13 protein-coding genes are annotated in these 15231 nt (G+C 71.8%); 3 read left to right on the top strand and 10 right to left on the bottom strand.

The window, feature by feature from the left end; genetic code table 11:
• The 5 genes from GVL03_RS17595 to lepA form a co-directional block, all read right to left on the bottom strand.
• The coding region (locus GVL03_RS17595) for a DnaJ domain-containing protein (RefSeq protein WP_159502315.1) at positions 1-251 on the bottom strand (251 nt) is incomplete at its 3' end.
• Between the two features lie 46 nt (positions 252-297).
• Entirely contained in the window at positions 298-1335 is a 1038-nt protein-coding gene (hrcA, locus tag GVL03_RS17590) for a heat-inducible transcriptional repressor HrcA (protein ID WP_159502314.1), read from the bottom strand.
• Between the two features lie 97 nt (positions 1336-1432).
• Positions 1433-2647: a radical SAM family heme chaperone HemW gene (gene hemW, locus GVL03_RS17585; protein WP_159502313.1), complete on the bottom strand. Its 1215-nt coding sequence runs from the start codon at positions 2645-2647 to the stop codon at positions 1433-1435.
• Positions 2647-3297 (bottom strand): DUF1990 family protein, encoded by a 651-nt coding sequence (locus tag GVL03_RS17580; RefSeq protein ID WP_159502312.1) that lies wholly within the window; start codon positions 3295-3297, stop codon positions 2647-2649. Before GVL03_RS17580 ends, hemW begins: the two co-directional genes overlap by 1 nt.
• Positions 3298-3368: 71 nt before the next feature.
• The gene (lepA, locus tag GVL03_RS17575; protein ID WP_159502311.1) at positions 3369-5252 is read right to left on the bottom strand and encodes a translation elongation factor 4; all 1884 of its coding nucleotides are present in this window, start codon (positions 5250-5252) and stop codon (positions 3369-3371) included.
• 61 nt (positions 5253-5313) lie between these two features.
• Between lepA and GVL03_RS17570 the strand changes: the two genes are divergently transcribed.
• The gene (locus GVL03_RS17570) at positions 5314-6048 is read left to right on the top strand and encodes an alpha/beta fold hydrolase (protein WP_159502310.1); all 735 of its coding nucleotides are present in this window, start codon (positions 5314-5316) and stop codon (positions 6046-6048) included.
• Positions 6049-6167: 119 nt separating this feature from the next.
• Positions 6168-6428 (top strand): 30S ribosomal protein S20, encoded by a 261-nt coding sequence (gene rpsT / locus GVL03_RS17565; protein WP_159502309.1) that lies wholly within the window; start codon positions 6168-6170, stop codon positions 6426-6428.
• A 59-nt stretch (positions 6429-6487) separates the two neighbouring features.
• Here the strand turns inward: rpsT and holA are convergent, their stop codons facing one another.
• The 5 genes from holA to GVL03_RS17540 all read right to left on the bottom strand — a co-directional run bounded on the left by holA (position 6488) and on the right by GVL03_RS17540 (position 14480).
• On the bottom strand, positions 6488-7513 hold the full coding sequence (holA, locus tag GVL03_RS17560; RefSeq protein WP_159502308.1) for a DNA polymerase III subunit delta: 1026 nt from the start codon (positions 7511-7513) through the stop codon (positions 6488-6490).
• 9 nt (positions 7514-7522) lie between these two features.
• Entirely contained in the window at positions 7523-9859 is a 2337-nt protein-coding gene (locus GVL03_RS17555; protein ID WP_159502307.1) for a ComEC/Rec2 family competence protein, read from the bottom strand.
• Positions 9856-10461 (bottom strand): ComEA family DNA-binding protein, encoded by a 606-nt coding sequence (locus tag GVL03_RS17550; protein WP_235038224.1) that lies wholly within the window; start codon positions 10459-10461, stop codon positions 9856-9858. The genes GVL03_RS17555 and GVL03_RS17550 overlap by 4 nt, the downstream gene beginning before the upstream one ends.
• A gap of 87 nt (positions 10462-10548) precedes the next feature.
• Positions 10549-13125: a leucine--tRNA ligase gene (gene leuS / locus GVL03_RS17545; protein WP_159502305.1), complete on the bottom strand. Its 2577-nt coding sequence runs from the start codon at positions 13123-13125 to the stop codon at positions 10549-10551.
• Positions 13126-13172: 47 nt separating this feature from the next.
• Positions 13173-14480 (bottom strand): anthranilate synthase component I family protein, encoded by a 1308-nt coding sequence (locus GVL03_RS17540; RefSeq protein WP_200847227.1) that lies wholly within the window; start codon positions 14478-14480, stop codon positions 13173-13175.
• 41 nt (positions 14481-14521) lie between these two features.
• Between GVL03_RS17540 and GVL03_RS17535 the strand changes: the two genes are divergently transcribed.
• Positions 14522-15202: a DedA family protein gene (locus GVL03_RS17535; protein ID WP_159502304.1), complete on the top strand. Its 681-nt coding sequence runs from the start codon at positions 14522-14524 to the stop codon at positions 15200-15202.
• Positions 15203-15231: the final 29 nt, after the last annotated feature.

Below are 15231 nucleotides of genomic sequence, written 5' to 3'. Positions count from 1 at the left end.
TCGCTGAACCCGCCGAACCCGGCCCCTCCGCCGCCGAACGCGCCGGTGTCACCGCCCATGTCGTAGCGACGACGCTGCTCGGGATCGCTCAGCACGTCGTAGGCATGGGTCACGAGCTTGAACTTCTCCGACGCCTCCGCGCCCGGGTTCACGTCCGGGTGCAGCTGACGGGCCAATCGCCGATACGCGCGCTTGATCTCGTCGGTCGTCGCCTCGCGCGACACGCCCAGTATTTCGTAGTGGTCCGCCACTTTCGCCTTCCCGCCCGCGCGCTGCGCGGGATCGTGTCCACCGCGCTCAGCGCGCCCGGTCGTCTTCGTCGAGCAGCCGGCTCAGATAGTGCGCCACTGCGCGCACCGCCGCGAGATTGCTCGAGTAGTCCATCCGCATCGGGCCGAGCAGGCCCACGCGGGCCTGTCCGCCGGTCGCCTCGTAGTCGCTGGCGACGACCGATGCCTCGACGAGTCCGAACGGCGCGTTCTCCCGTCCGATGGATGCCGACAGCCCCTTGCCGTCGGCCACCATCTCGCTCATCAGCCGAAGCAGCGTCACCTGCTCCTCGATCGCCTCGAGCAGCGGGTAGATGCTGCCGCGGAAGTCGCCTTCGGACCGGGCGAGATTGGCCGTTCCCGCCATCACGAGGCGATCCTGCCGGAACCCGTCGAGCTCCTCGCCGAGACCTCGGAGCGTTGACCGCAGGGCCGCATCCGCCCGTGTCGGCGCGGCAGGCTGCGCCAGGGTCTCCGCCACGAGCAGGGTGCCCTCGCGCACCGAGCGCCCCACCACGAGCGCGCACACGCGCGCCCGCAACTGGGCGACATCCGTCTCGTCGAGCTCGTCGGGGACGACCGCGATCCGCTGCGAGACCCGTCCGGTGTCGGTGACGACGATCACGACCAGCCGCGCGCCGCCGAGGTGCACGAGCTCGACATGCGTCACGTTCGCCCGCTCGAACGAGGGGTACTGCACGAGCGCGACCTGCCCGGTGAGCTGCGTGAGCGCGCGGACGGTGCGAGCGAGCACGTCATCGAGGTCAGCCGGCCCCTCGAGGAACGCCGTGATGGCATTGCGCTGCGCCGTGGTCAGCGGCCGGAGCTCGGCGAGGTGGTCGACGAAGACGCGGTAGCCCTTGTCGGTCGGCACGCGCCCGGACGAGGTGTGCGGGGCCGCGATGAGGTCCTCGTCCTCGAGCTGGGCCATGTCGTTGCGGATCGTCGCCGCCGACACGCCGAACGAGTGGCGGTCGACGATGGACTTGCTGCCCACGGGCTCGCGCGTCTCGACGTAATCCTGCACGATCGCACGAAGGACGTCGAGTCCGCGCTCGCTGACCATGCGGGATCCTTCCTGGCACTCCGGAGATGAGAGTGCCAATTCTAGCCCGTGCATCGGAATCCTGGCAGCGTGCGGATTCCGCGCCCCGACGGGCGGGCTACTCCGTCAGCGCCCGCACGACGGCGTCGGCGAGCAGCCGTCCGCGCCGGGTCAGCACGATCCGGCCGCGCACGGCGTCCGCGCCCTCGACGAGACCGTCGGCGATGAGCCCGGCGATCCCCGTGCGACGCGCCGCCGGCACGGCGTCGACCGCAAGCCCCTCCCGGATGCGCGACTGCAGCAGGATCCGTTCCAGCACCTGCGCCTGCGCGTCCGGAACCTCGCGGGCGGCCGCCGGCGAGACGCCTTTCCCCAGCCGCTGCGCGTACGCGGCCGGATGCTTGACGTTCCACCAGCGCACGCCTGCGACGTGGCTGTGCGCGCCCGGGCCGAAGCCCCACCAGTCCGTCCCGCGCCAGTACGCGAGGTTGTGCCGGGAACGCTGCGCGGCATCGCGCGCCCAGTTCGACACCTCGTACCAGTCGAACCCGGCGGCCCGGGTGAGGTCGTCGACGAGCTCGTACATCTCGGCCTGCAGGTCGTCGTCCGGCACCGGCACCTCGCCGCGGCGGATCCGTCGCGCGAGCTGAGTGCCGTCCTCGATGATCAGCGCGTACGCGGAGAGATGATCGGGCGCGAGATCGAGCGCGGTGCGCACCGAGGTGCGCCAGTCGTCCAGGCTCTCGCCCGGCGCCCCGTAGATGAGGTCCAGGCTCACCGCCAGCCCCGCCGCCCGGGCGGCGGCCACCGCGGTCGCGACGTTCGCGGGGTCGTGAGTGCGGTCGAGCGAGGCGAGCACGTGCGGCACCGCCGACTGCATCCCGATCGACACGCGGGTCACGCCCGCATCGGCGAGCTCGCGAAGGGAGTCCTCCGTCACCGTGTCGGGGTTGGCCTCGACGGTCACCTCCGCATCGGCCGCGATCCCGAACGCGCCCCGCACGTCGTCCAGCATCCGGACGAGTGCTCCCGCCGGCAGGAGGGTCGGGGTGCCGCCGCCGAAGAAGACCGTCTGCGCGGGCCGGCGCGTCCCTCCCAGCACCGCCGCCGCGAGGGCGATCTCACGGGCGACCGCATCGGGATAGTCCTCGCGGCGCTCGCCGCGGAGCTCCTCGGCGGTGTAGGTGTTGAAGTCGCAGTACCCGCACCGCACCCGGCAGAACGGGATGTGCAGGTAGACGCCGAAGTCGACGCTCGGATCCGGCGCGATCCCGTGCGGCAGAGCCCCGTCGGCGGGAACCGGATCGCCGTCGGGGAGGACCGACGGAGACATCAGGCCGGCGTCGTGTACATCGGCGAGATCGCCCGCAGGTACCGCTGGAACAGCTCGCGGCGGCGGCGGCGCACGAGCACCGGCAGGACGCGATAGAGCAGGGCGACGGGGCGGTCGAAGGCACGCACGGTGAACCAGACCTCGTCGTCACCGCGCCATTCGATCATGAACGACTCCTCGCCGCTGACCACCGAGCCATCGACCGTGCCGAGCGCGAAGCCGATCCGGTGCTTCTCCTCGACGACGAAGATGACGCGCAGCTCGCCGTCGGCGTTCAGGCCCCCCACGCGCCCGCGGACGTGCACGGTCGCCCCGGGACCCACGTAGGGCGTGCCGTCGGCGTCGAAGCGCAGGTCTGCGTCGAGACGGCTGGGGGCGATCGGCTGGCCCTCGTCGTCGAAGCTCACCCCGGAGTATGTGGGCCCGGCCGCCGGACGCACGTCGCCGAGCTCGAGACCGCCGTCACGCAGGGCGTGCCAGGACAGCAGGGCGTCGCCCGCCGCCCGGAAGCGCTCCTCACCGCTGCCGATCTTCCAGGACTCCTGCGCGGGGATGCTGCGCTCCGGCGGATACTGCATGAGGTCCGGGGCCTGGGTGGCGCCGACAGCGGCGTAGTCGACGGTCTCGTCCCGGAAGGTACCGCGGCGCATGTGCCCAGCCTAACCGTGATCGTCCGCGGCGCGCCCAGCTGTCACCCAGCCCGGTGCGCACGCCCCGCCCACTACTTCTTGTCCTTGGACTCCACGTCACCCGAGAGCGCGGCGATGAAGGCCTCCTGGGGGACCTCCACGCGACCGACCATCTTCATGCGCTTCTTCCCCTCCTTCTGCTTCTCGAGGAGCTTGCGCTTGCGGGTGATGTCGCCGCCGTAGCACTTCGCGAGCACGTCCTTGCGGATGGCGCGGATGTTCTCGCGGGCGATGATGCGCGCGCCGATCGCGGCCTGGATCGGCACCTCGAACTGCTGACGCGGGATGAGCTTGCGCAGCCGCTCGGTCATCATCGTGCCGTAGCTGTACGCCTTGTCGCGGTGGACGATCGAGCTGAAGGCGTCCACCTTGTCGCCCTGCAGCAGGATGTCGACCTTCACGAGGTCGGCCTCCTGCGTGCCGCTGGGCTCGTAGTCGAGGCTCGCGTACCCCTGCGTACGCGACTTCAGCTGGTCGAAGAAGTCGAAGACGATCTCGCCGAGCGGCATGTTGTAGCGCAGCTCGACACGGTCCTCGCTGAGGTACTCCATCCCGAGCAGCGTGCCGCGCCGGGACTGGCACAGCTCCATCACGGTGCCGACGTAGTCCTTCGGCGTGAGGATCGCCGCCTTGACCATGGGCTCGGACACCGTGGCGACGCGCCCGTCCGGATACTCGCTCGGGTTCGTCACGATGACGTGCTCGCCCACATCCGTCTGCACGTCGTAGATGACGCTCGGCGCCGTCGTGATGAGGTCGAGATCGAACTCGCGCGACAGGCGCTCGGTGATGATCTCGAGATGCAGGAGACCGAGGAACCCGCAGCGGAAGCCGAAGCCGAGCGCGACCGAGGTCTCGGGCTCGTACTGCAGCGACGCGTCGGACAGCTTGAGCTTGTCGAGCGCTTCGCGGAGGTCGCCGTAGTCGCTGCCGTCGATCGGGTAGACGCCCGAGAAGACCATCGGCTTCGGGTCGGTGTAGCCGGCGAGAGCGTCGGTCGCGGGCTTGCGCGCGTTCGTGATCGTGTCGCCGACCTTCGACTGGCGCACGTCCTTCACGCCCGTGATCAGGTAGCCGACCTCGCCGACGCCCAGCCCCTTGGTCGGGCTCGGCTCAGGGCTCGACACGCCGATCTCGAGGAGCTCGTGCGTCGCCTTCGTCGACATCATCTGGATGCGCTCGCGCGGCTCCAGCTTGCCGTCGACCATTCGCACGTAGGTCACGACGCCGCGGTAGGCGTCGTAGACCGAGTCGAAGATCATCGCGCGGGCCGGGGCGTCGGCCTGCCCCTTCGGCGCCGGGATGTCGGCGACGATCCGGTCGAGCAGCTCCTCGACGCCCTGTCCGGTCTTGCCGCTGACCCGCAGCACGTCGTCGGGCGACCCGCCGATGAGCCCCGCGAGCTCCGCCGCGAACTTCTCCGGGTCGGCGGCGGGAAGGTCGATCTTGTTCAGCACGGGGATGATGTGCAGGTCGTTCTCGAGCGCGAGATAGAGGTTCGCGAGCGTCTGCGCCTCGATGCCCTGCGCCGCGTCGACCAGCAGCACGGCTCCCTCGCACGCGGCGAGCGAGCGGCTCACCTCATAGGTGAAGTCGACGTGCCCCGGCGTGTCGATCATGTTCAGGGCGAACACCTCGTCTCGCGCCTGCGGCTCTCGCTCGGCGACCGGGGGGCGGAGCGCCCACGGCATGCGCACGGCCTGGCTCTTGATCGTGATGCCGCGCTCGCGCTCGATGTCCATCCGGTCCAGGTACTGGGCGCGCATGTCTCGGTCGGCGACCACACCGGTGATCTGCAGCATCCGGTCGGCCAGGGTCGACTTGCCGTGGTCGATGTGGGCGATGATGCAGAAATTGCGGATCAGCTCGGGCGGAGTCGCACTGGGCTGCAGAGGCTGGAGGGCGCGCGGTGACATGTTCCGTCGATTCTACGGGGGCGGAGCTCGCCGCCGTGCCCTCGCCGAATACGCTGGAGGCATGAGCGTGCAGGTCGTGCTGGTGCACGGCATCCGCACGTCCGCGTCGATGTGGCGCGCTCAGCTCGAGGCGCTCGCGAGCCGGGGCGTCGACGCCGTCGCCCTGGACCTCCCCGGTCACGGACCGCGGATGGCGGAGCCCTTCACCCTCGAGGAGGCCTTCGCGACGATCGACCGCGCCGTGCGCGACGCCGCGAGCCGTGGGCCCGTGCTGCTGGTCGGCCACTCGATGGGCGGGCTGCTGTGCACCGAATACGCCGGAGCCGAGACGCCGCCCCCGATCGCGGGATTCATCGCCGCCTCGTGCACCGCCATTCCGCGCGGCGTCGGACTGACCACCTATCGGCTGCTGGCACGCGGGTTCGACGCGCTCCCGGACCGGGGGATGTGGCTGACCCAGCGGGTGCTCGCCGCGACCCTGCCGGAGCACACGCGGGGCGACTTCGGCGCGGGCGGCTACGCCTTCGACACCCAGGATGTGGCGCTGCAGCTGCTGTCGACGCTCGACGTGCCGACGGCGCTCCAGCGCATCCGCGTGCCCCTGTGGTTCGTCAACGGCCAGTACGACCAGCTCCGGCTGAACGAGCGGTTGTTCCTGCGTCTCGCGCCGCACGCGGAGCTGCTCGTCGTGCCGAAGACCTCGCACCTGGTCAGCGCGATGCGGCCGGAGGTGTTCGACGCACTCGTCGCACTCGCGATCGCCACGATCGACGCCGGGGAATCCGCCCGGACCTGATAGACTCGGCAGCTGGCTTGCGTGTAGGGATTCCCCGTCCCTCATGACCGCCGGAAAGCGCCCTCTTCGCCGACCGGCACAATCCGAGAACACTCCCAAACGAAAGTCCGACGACACACGTGGCAAACATCAAGTCGCAGATCAAGCGCAACAAGACCAACGAGAAGGCGCACGAGCGCAACAAGGCCGTCAAGAGCGAGCTGAGAAGCGCCGTGCGTCGCACGCGCGAGGCCGTCCTCGCCGGCGACAAGGCTGCCGCCGAGAAGGCTCTCGGCACGGCGACCAAGAAGCTCGACAAGGCCGTCAGCAAGGGCGTCATCCACCAGAACCAGGCGGCGAACCGCAAGTCGGCCATCGCGAAGCAGGTCGCGGCCCTCTGAGCCCGGATCGTTCGAAAGCCCGTCGTCCGCGACGGGCTTTCGTCGTCTCCGGGTGAGGATCAGGCCGCGTAGGGCGCACGCGTGGCGATCACCGTGACGAGACGCTCGAGCGCGAAGACGGGGTCGCGCGAGGCGCCCTTCACCTCGGCGTCGGCGCGTGCCGCCGCCTGGATCGCGAGGCCGAGCGAGTCCTGGTTCCACCCGGTGAGGTCGCGGCGGGCGCGATCGACCTGCCAGTCCTTCATCCCGAGACGAGCCGCCAGCGCCCCGGACGGCTCGCGCGTGCCCGCCACGCGCGCCATCGTGCGCAGCTTCATGGCGATGGCGGCGACCATCGGCACCGGGTCGGCGCCGGAGGCGAGGGCCTGGCGCAGCGCGACGAGCGCATCGCCGTAACGTCCGGCGATCGCCGTGTCGGCGACGGTGAACGCCGAGGTCTCGACCCGGCCGCCGTAGTAGCGCTCGACGATCTGCTCGCCGATGTCGCCCTCGACATCGTTGATCAGCTGCTGGCAGGCCGCCGCGAGCTCGGTGAGGTCGTCGGAGAACGCGGCGACCAGCGACCGCAGCGCCGCCGGGACGATGCGACGGCCCGCCTCGCGGAACTCCCCCGCCGCAAAGTCGTACCGGTCGGAGTCGCGCCGGACGGCGGGGCACGCGATCTCGACGCCGCCCCCCTGGCCGGCGCGGATCGCCTCGAGCAGCTTCTTTCCGCGCACGCTCGCACCGGTGTGGCGCAGCACGATCGTCGCGCCGTCCTGCGGTCGCGCGAGATACGAGATCGCCTCGGAGAGAAACGCGTCGGAGCACTTCTCGACGCTTCCGACGCGCACGAGCCGCGGCTCGCCGAAGAGCGACGGCGCGCTCACGGCGAGCAGCGTGCCCGCCGCATAGTCGGCCGCGTCTATGTCGGAGATCTCGAGACTCGGGTCTTCGGCGCGGAGGTAGTCGCGCAACCGCGCGGTCGCACGCTCCGCGCAGACGTCCTCGGGGCCGGAGATCAGCACGATGGGGGCCGGACGAGGCTCTCGCCACGACACCTGGGGAATGGCGGACCGGGGCGCGGAGGGTCGTCGGGCTGCCATCCTCCCAGCCTACCCAGCGCCGCCGACGTCCGGCGGGGCCCGCTCGCGCCACAGCGCGAGCCGCTCGTCGCCCTCGTGCGGCACAAGGGCGACGAGCACGAGACCGTCCTGATCGCTCCGGGCCGAGACGGTGCCGGTGGCGCGGAGCATGTCGAACACCTCCGCGCGCGGATGCCCGTAGCCGTTCTCCCCGCCGACCGGGATGAGGGCCACCTCGGCGCCGAGCGCCGCGTACAGCGCACGCTCCTGGTCGGCGGACCCGTGGTGCGCGAGCTTGACCACGCGATAGGGCGGCCGCAGCGCGCCGGTCGCCAGCAGCGCGCGCTGCGCGCCTGCGCCGAGGTCTCCGAGCAGCACCGTCCGCGGCACCCCCGCCCCCGCCACCTCCAGCACCACGCTCGCGTCGTTGCCGGGCGGGAACGCGGAGCCCGACGGCCACAGCACTCGCCACGAGGCGGCGCCGAGCGTGCCCGTCATGCCCGCCGTGGCCTCCCGCGTCCGCTCGGCGCGGACACGGTCCACATCCCGCTCGTCCCGCGCGTCGCCGGGTGGACCGTGGAGGAGGAGATCGACGCGGCCCGCGACGGCGTCGACGCCGCCCACATGGTCGAGATCGAAGTGCGTCAGGACGAGGATGTCGAGCCGCTCGACGTCCAGGCGTGTCAGGCACTCGGCGGTCGGCGCCGGCGCCGCCCCGGTGTCGAGGAGCATGACGCGCCCCTCGGACCGGATGAGCACCGCGTCGCCCTGACCGACGTCGCACATGGCGATCACCCAGTCACGCGGTGTCGTCAGGGGCACGACGACCGATGTGACGACCACGGAGCCGACGAGCACGCCCCCGCCGGCCATCGCCGCGACCGCGCTCATCGCCCGCACCGCGCGGCCGATGCGCCGCCGCCCGGGCGGCACGAGCAGCACCAGGACGACCGCCCCCGCGGCCGCGAGCGCCATGAGCCCCGGCAGCCCCTCTGGCCAGGGCAGCGTGTTCCCCGGAAGCGCCGCGACCGTCTCGGCCGTCGCCGCGATCCACGCGGCCGGCAGCCAGGCCAGCACGACCAGTCCCGACTGCAGCCACGGCAGGGGCGCGGCGACACAGGCGAGCAGGCCCAGCACGGTCGCCGCCGGTGCGGCAGGCGCCGCCAGCAGGTTCGCCACCACACCGTAGACGGACACTCCGGGACTGATCAGGACGATCAGCGGACCGCACACGAGCTGAGCGGAGACCGGCACGGCGATGGCGAGAGCGAGGGGTCGCGGCAGGAACCGGGCGAGTCCGCGGCCGATGGGCGGCGCGAGCACGAGAAGCGCCGCGGTCGCCGCCGCCGACAGGGCGAAGCCGAGCGACGACGACAGCCACGGATCGACCGCCAGGAGGATGCCGACCGCGAGGCTCAGGACGGCCAGACCCGCTCCGCGTCGTCCGAGCAGGAGCGCCCCCATCGCGATGGCCGCCATGGTCGCCGCGCGCACCACGCTCGGCTCCGGCGTCACCAGGACGACGAAGCCGACGAGCGCGGCCATGCCTGCGGCGACACGCCCGGCTCGAGGCGCGCCGCAGGCCGCCGCGAGCAGGAAGGCCAGCCCCACCACGATCGCGCAGTTCGCCCCCGACACGGCCGTCAGGTGCGAGAGCGACGTCGCCTTCATCGTCTGGTCGAGATCGTCGTCGACCTGCGCCGTGTCGCCGACGGCGAGCCCGGGGATGAGGTCCGCCCCCGGTCGGGCGAGTCCCGAGGTGGCGGCGCCGAGCGAGGTGCGCAGCCACGCCGCCCCGGCCAGAACCCCTTCCGGCGGCTCGACGACGAGGCCATCGGCGCGAAGCCGCACGACCAGCACCGCACGTTCGCCCGGCTCGGCGGGAAAGGCCGTGGCGTCCGAGCGCACCCGCGCCCCGACGTCGAGCCCGGCGACGGGCTCCTCGATCAGCAGCGTGACCGGCACGCCGGCCGCCAGCCGCGTCTGACCCGCGCGGATCTCCTCCGCGACCGCGTCGGCTCGGAGGCCGCGCACCGTGCCCGCCGCCTTCCCGGTGACGACGACCACGACCTCGAGGGCGCGCTCGCCGGTCATCGCCGCCGCCGCCGACCGCCCGGGCGCCGCGGACGCCACGGATGAGGCCGCAACGGCCGCGAACACGATCGAGACCGCGATCACCGCGAGCGTGGTGCGTCCGCGACGCATCGGCACCGACAGGAGCACGACGACGGCGACCAGCGCACACGCCCACAGCACGCCGCACGAGAGCGGCGACGCGTCGGGGTGGACGGTCGTGATCGAGGCCGTCAGCCATGCGGCCGCCGCGGCGGGGACGAGCCGGTACGCGCGGCGGTCCACCGTGGTCACACCGTGACGAGATCGCGGAGCGCGGCCAGCATCTTGTCGCCGATCCCCGGCACCGCGCGCAGGTCCTCGACGCTCGTGAACCGCCCGTTGGCATCGCGCCACTCGATGATGCGTGCGGCGATCGCCGGCCCGACGCGGGGCAGTCGTTCCAGGGTCGCCGCATCGGCAGCGTTGAGGTCGATCCTGCCGTCGGCGCCGATCCCCGCCTCCGCGCCGTCCGTCCCCGGCGGGGTCTCTCCGACCACCGGGACACGCACCTGCTCGCCATCCGCGACCGCCCGGGCGAGGTTCAGCGCCTCGAGGTCGGCATCGTCGAGGAGCCCGCCCGCCGCCGCCACCGCATCGAAGACGCGGGCACCGGTCACGAGGCGGTAGAGCCCGGGCTCGGAGACCGCGCCCGAGACGTGGACGTAGATCTCCCCCGGCCCCACCTCCGGCGCGTCCGCGCCCGTCGTCGCCTGCACGATCTCGGGAGCACCGGTCGTGCGGAACATGCCGATAGCGACCGTCACCGCCAGCGCGACGAGCACGATCGCGACCACCGCCCCGGCGCCGAGTCTCGCGCGCGCCCGGTGCGGGGCGACAGGATCAGTGCTGGTCACCGGGCCACGGTACGCAGCACGCGCACATGCGCGATGCGCGCACCCCGGCGATTGTGCACAGGGCGCGCGCATCGCGCGATGGGGAGGCTACGTCGTGCTGAAGCTGACGACCTTGGGGGGCCGCACCACGGTGCGGGTGATCTCCCGGTCGCCGAGGGCCCGCTGCACGCGGCCGTCCGCGCGTGCGAGGCGCTCGAGCTCCTGACCGTCGATCCGCGCCGACACGTCGAGCGTCGCACGCACCTTCCCGTCGACCTGGACGACCGCGGTGAGGCTCTCCTCGACCAGCAGGGTCGCGTCCGGCTGACGCCAGACCGCGAGCCCCACCGAGGGCGGGTAGCCCAGCTGCGACCACATCTCCTCGGCCGTGTGCGGGGCGAACAGGTCGAGGATCATCGCCACGGCCTCCGCAGCCTCACGCACCGCGGGATCTCCCGCCCCAGGCCCGGAGTCGATCGTCTTGCGGATGGCGTTGACCAGCTCCATGAGCCGCGCCACCACGACGTTGAACTTCGTGTGCTCGATGAGCGAGGGCGCCTCGGCCCACAGGCGGTGGGTCACGCGCCGTAGTGCCGCATCGCCCTCGGCCCAGACCACGTCGGACGGACTCGACACCTCGCCGGCGATCCGCAGCGCCCGGGCGAGGAACTTCGTCGCGCCGGTGGTCGAGACGTCCTTCCAGTCCTTGTCGTCCTCCACCGGGCCGGCGAACGCCAGCGCGACGCGCAGCGCGTCCGCGCCGTGCGCATCGAGCTCCTCCTGGAAGAGCACGAGGTTGCCGCGGCTCTTGGACATCTTCGCGCCGTCCAGGATCACCATGCCCTGGTTGATGAGGCTCGAGAACGGCTCGGTGAAGTCGAGGTGCCCCATGTCGTACAGCGCCTTCGTGATGAAGCGCGCGTACAGCAGGTGCAGAATGGCGTGCTCGACGCCCCCGATGTAGAAGTCGACGGGTGCCCATCTCAGCGCCTCCCGTGCCGGGAAGGGCTGCGACGCGTCGCCCGGGGCGAGGAAGCGCAGGAAGTACCAGGAGCTGTCGACGAAGGTGTCCATCGTGTCCGGATCCCGGAGGGCCGGCTCGCCGGTCTCGGGGTCGACGGTGCGGACCCAGTCGGATGCGGCGCCGAGCGGCGACGTGCCCTTCGGGGTCAGGTCGAGACCGGTGACCTCCGGCAGGCGGACGGGCAGCTCCGCGTCCGGCACCGGCACGATCCGGCCGTCCTCGGTGTGCAGCATGGGGATCGGCGTCCCCCAGAACCGCTGACGCGAGATGAGCCAGTCGCGCAGGCGATAGGTCTTCGCCGCGCGCCCCGTGCCGGCCGCGGTGAGCTCCGCCACCACGCGACTGATCGCGTTGCGCTTGCTCAGCCCGTCGAGCGAGCCGGAGTTGATCATCCGGCCCTCACCCGTCAGCGCGACGCCGGTGCGCGCCGGGTCGAGCTCGTCGAGGCCCTCGTCGCCGAGCGGGTCGATGGGGTACCCGTCCTCGTCGAGCTCGAGGACCGGGATCGCCCCGGTGATGGGCGCGGTCGTGTCGACGACCACCTTCACGGGCAGGTCGAAGGCCCGTGCGAAGTCGAGGTCGCGCTGATCGTGTGCGGGGACGGCCATGACCGCGCCGTGACCGTAGTCGGCGAGCACGTAGTCCGCGGCCCAGACCGGCAGGCGGGCGCCGTTGACGGGGTTGATCGCGTAGCGGTCGAGGAACACCCCTGTCTTCGGGCGGTCGGTGCTCTGCCGTTCGATGTCGGTCGACTTCTGCACCGTGGCCAGGTACGCCTCGAAGCGCTCACGCGTCTGCGCCCCCGCGCCCGCCGCGAGCTCGGCTGCGAGGTCGGAGTCGGGCGCGACGACCATGAAGGTCGCGCCGTGCAGGGTGTCGGGACGGGTCGAGAAGACCGTCACCTTCTCGGCCCGGCCCTCGATCTCGAAGTCGATGTCGGCCCCGATCGAGCGGCCGATCCAGTTGCGCTGCATCTGGATGACCTTCTGCGGCCAGAAGCCCTCGAGCTGGTTCAGGTCGTCGAGCAGGCGGTCGGCGTAGTCGGTGATGCGGAAGTACCACTGCGTGAGCTTCTTCTTGACCACGACGGTGCCGCATCGCTCGCACCGGCCGTCGACGACCTGCTCGTTCGCGAGCACGGTCTGGTCGTGCGGGCACCAGTTGACCGGGCTCTCCTTGCGGTAGGCCAGGCCCCGTTCGAACAGCTGCTGGAACAGCCACTGGTTCCAGCGGTAGTACTCGGGGTCGCTCGTGTGCAGCACACGGCTCCAGTCGAACGAGACACCGTAGGCGCGCAGGCTCGCCTTCTGCTGCGCGATGTTGTCGTAGGTCCACGTGACCGGGTTCGCGCCGCGCTTGATGGCGGCGTTCTCGGCCGGCAGACCGAACGAGTCCCAGCCGATCGGATGCAGCACGTTGTACCCGCGGTGGCGCCAGAAGCGCGCGACGATGTCGGAGTAGAGGTAGTTCTCGGCGTGCCCCATGTGCAGGTCGCCCGACGGGTACGGGAACATCGCGAGCACGTACTTGCGCGGGCGGGTGTCCTCCTCGCCGCCGGCGCGGAAGGGGTCGACGGCTGCCCATCGCTCCTGCCACTTCGCCTGAATCGCGTGCGCGTCGAACCCGCCCTCGGTGGGCGCGGTCGGGGATGTCTCGGACACGTGAGAACCAATCGATGGATGTCGGGAAGATGCGCGATGCGCATCGTTCAGGTTACCGGACCTCGCCGATCCCAGTCCGCGGGCGGCTCGGCGCCGATCGCGCGGAGCGGCGCCGCGGCCTTGAGGGCCACCTCGGCGACCTCCGCATCGGGCACGGAGGCCCAGGTGATCCCCCCGCCCGCGCCGACGTACGCGGCGCCGGGAAGCGTGACGATCGTGCGGATCGTCATCGCCAGATCCAGCCGTCCGTCGTCGCCGACCCATCCGAAGCAGCCCGAGAAGGCGCCCCGAGGCGCGCCCTCCAGCCCCTGCAGGATCGTCATCGCGGAGAGCTTCGGCGCGCCCGTCATGCTTCCGGCCGGGAAGGTCGCCGACCAGAGCTCGCCCACGGTCGTCCCCTCGCGCACGCGGCCGGCGATCGTGCTGACCAGCTGGTGCACCGTCGCGTACGTCTCGACCTCGAGGAGGCGCTCGACCGTGACCGTCGCGGGATCGCACACCCGAGCGAGGTCGTTGCGCATGAGGTCGACGATCATGACGTTCTCCGCGCGCTCCTTCGGGTCGGCGCGCAGGTCCGAGGCGTTCCGCCCGTCCTCCTCCGGTGTGCGTCCGCGGGGCCGTGTGCCCTTGATCGGGCGGGTGCGGACGAGTCCGTCAGAGACATCGAGGAAGCGCTCCGGACTCGCGCTGACGAGCGCGATCCCCCCGGTACGGATGAGCGCGCCGTGGTGCGAAGGGGATGCCGCTCGGAGTGCCGCGTGCGCGGCGACGGGATCGACGTCCCCCGCCACGCTGAACCGGGTGGTGAGGCACAGCAGATAGGCCTCGCCCCGACGGATGGCGGCTCGGCAGTCTCGGATCAGCTCCGCATACTCCGTCGCGCTCACCCGGGCGTGCGCAACGCCCGCCGCGGCGGGCCGCGGCGCTCCGGCGGGGTCGGGCATCGCCGTGATCCGCCGGACGAGCGGGGCCGGGTCGTCCGCGACGACCCATACGCGCTGCGCCGCGTGGTCGAACGCCACCAGCGTGTCCACCCGCATCCAGCGCTCGGCGGGGAGGTCGTCGGGCGCGGTGGGCGCGCCGGCGACCGCGGCGCCGGCCTCGTAGCCCAGCCATCCCACCCAGCCGCGTTCCAGAGGTCCGGACAGCGACGTGCGCTCCGGATGCCGCGACACCCGCACCGAGCGCACCTCCGCGGGGTCCCCGACGGTGCCGGTGCCCATCCAGCTCCACCCCTCGCGCGCCGCCGGGCCGGCATCGAGCCAGAACGAGTCGGGGGCTTCGGAGAACGCCGGGTACACCCGCTCCGGATCCACCCAGTGATCGAGCGGGACGGGCGTGGCGACGGCGAGCACTCTCTCAGGCTAGTTCCCCCCGGGCGCCCTAGGCTCGAGCCGTGAACGAGGCGCTCACCTGGATCCTCGACGCCGTCCGCAGCGTCGACCCGGGGCTGCGCGTCCTCCTCGCCGGCATCGCGATCATGCTCGAGACGAGCGTCCTGGTCGGCCTGATCGTGCCGGGCGACACGATCGTGATCGTCGCGGGCACCGCCGTCGCCACCCCGCTGGAGGCCGTCGTTCTCGGCGCGGCCGTGGTCGTCGGCTCCCTGCTCGGCGAGAGCCTCGGCTATCTCCTCGGCCGGGTGCTGGGCCCGCGCATCCGCCGGTCCCGGCTCGGGCGCCGGATCGGCGAGGCGAACTGGCTGCGGTCCGAGCGCTATCTCGAGCGGCGCGGCGGTCCCGCCATCTTCATCTCGCGATTCCTCCCCGTGCTCCACTCGCTCGTCCCCCTCACCGTCGGCATGAGCGCGTACTCCTACCGCCGCTTCCTGGCGTGGACCGCACCGGCCTGCGTGCTGTGGGCGACGCTCTACATCGGCGTCGCCGCGGCCGCCGCCGGAACCTACCGAGAGCTCTCCGAGAGCATCCACTTCGCCGGCTACATCTTCGTCGGGATCATCGTCGTGTTCCTCGCGCTCGTGTTCGTCACCAAGAAGGTCATCGAGCGCGCCGAACGACGGCACATGACCGGCGACGCCGACTCGCCGACGACGGATGCCGGGAACGTGGAAGACTGAGGACGTGGCCGAATCCGCCCGTCCCACCC

The organism is Microbacterium sp. 18062, assembly GCF_902706225.1.
Classification (GTDB): Bacteria; Actinomycetota; Actinomycetes; order Actinomycetales; family Microbacteriaceae; genus Microbacterium.
This window is presented reverse-complemented; position numbering and strand designations above follow the sequence as displayed.

What these genes read in the sequence shown, in the direction of transcription:
- hrcA (WP_159502314.1), bottom strand. Translation starts at nt 1,335, where the DNA reads ATGGTCAGCGAGCGCGGACTCGACGTCCTTCGTGCGATCGTGCAGGAT.
- hemW (WP_159502313.1), bottom strand. Translation starts at nt 2,647, where the DNA reads ATGTCTCCGTCGGTCCTCCCCGACGGCGATCCGGTTCCCGCCGACGGG.
- GVL03_RS17580 (WP_159502312.1), bottom strand. Translation starts at nt 3,297, where the DNA reads ATGCGCCGCGGTACCTTCCGGGACGAGACCGTCGACTACGCCGCTGTC.
- lepA (WP_159502311.1), bottom strand. Translation starts at nt 5,252, where the DNA reads ATGTCACCGCGCGCCCTCCAGCCTCTGCAGCCCAGTGCGACTCCGCCC.
- GVL03_RS17570 (WP_159502310.1), top strand. Translation starts at nt 5,314, where the DNA reads ATGAGCGTGCAGGTCGTGCTGGTGCACGGCATCCGCACGTCCGCGTCG.
- holA (WP_159502308.1), bottom strand. Translation starts at nt 7,513, where the DNA reads ATGGCAGCCCGACGACCCTCCGCGCCCCGGTCCGCCATTCCCCAGGTG.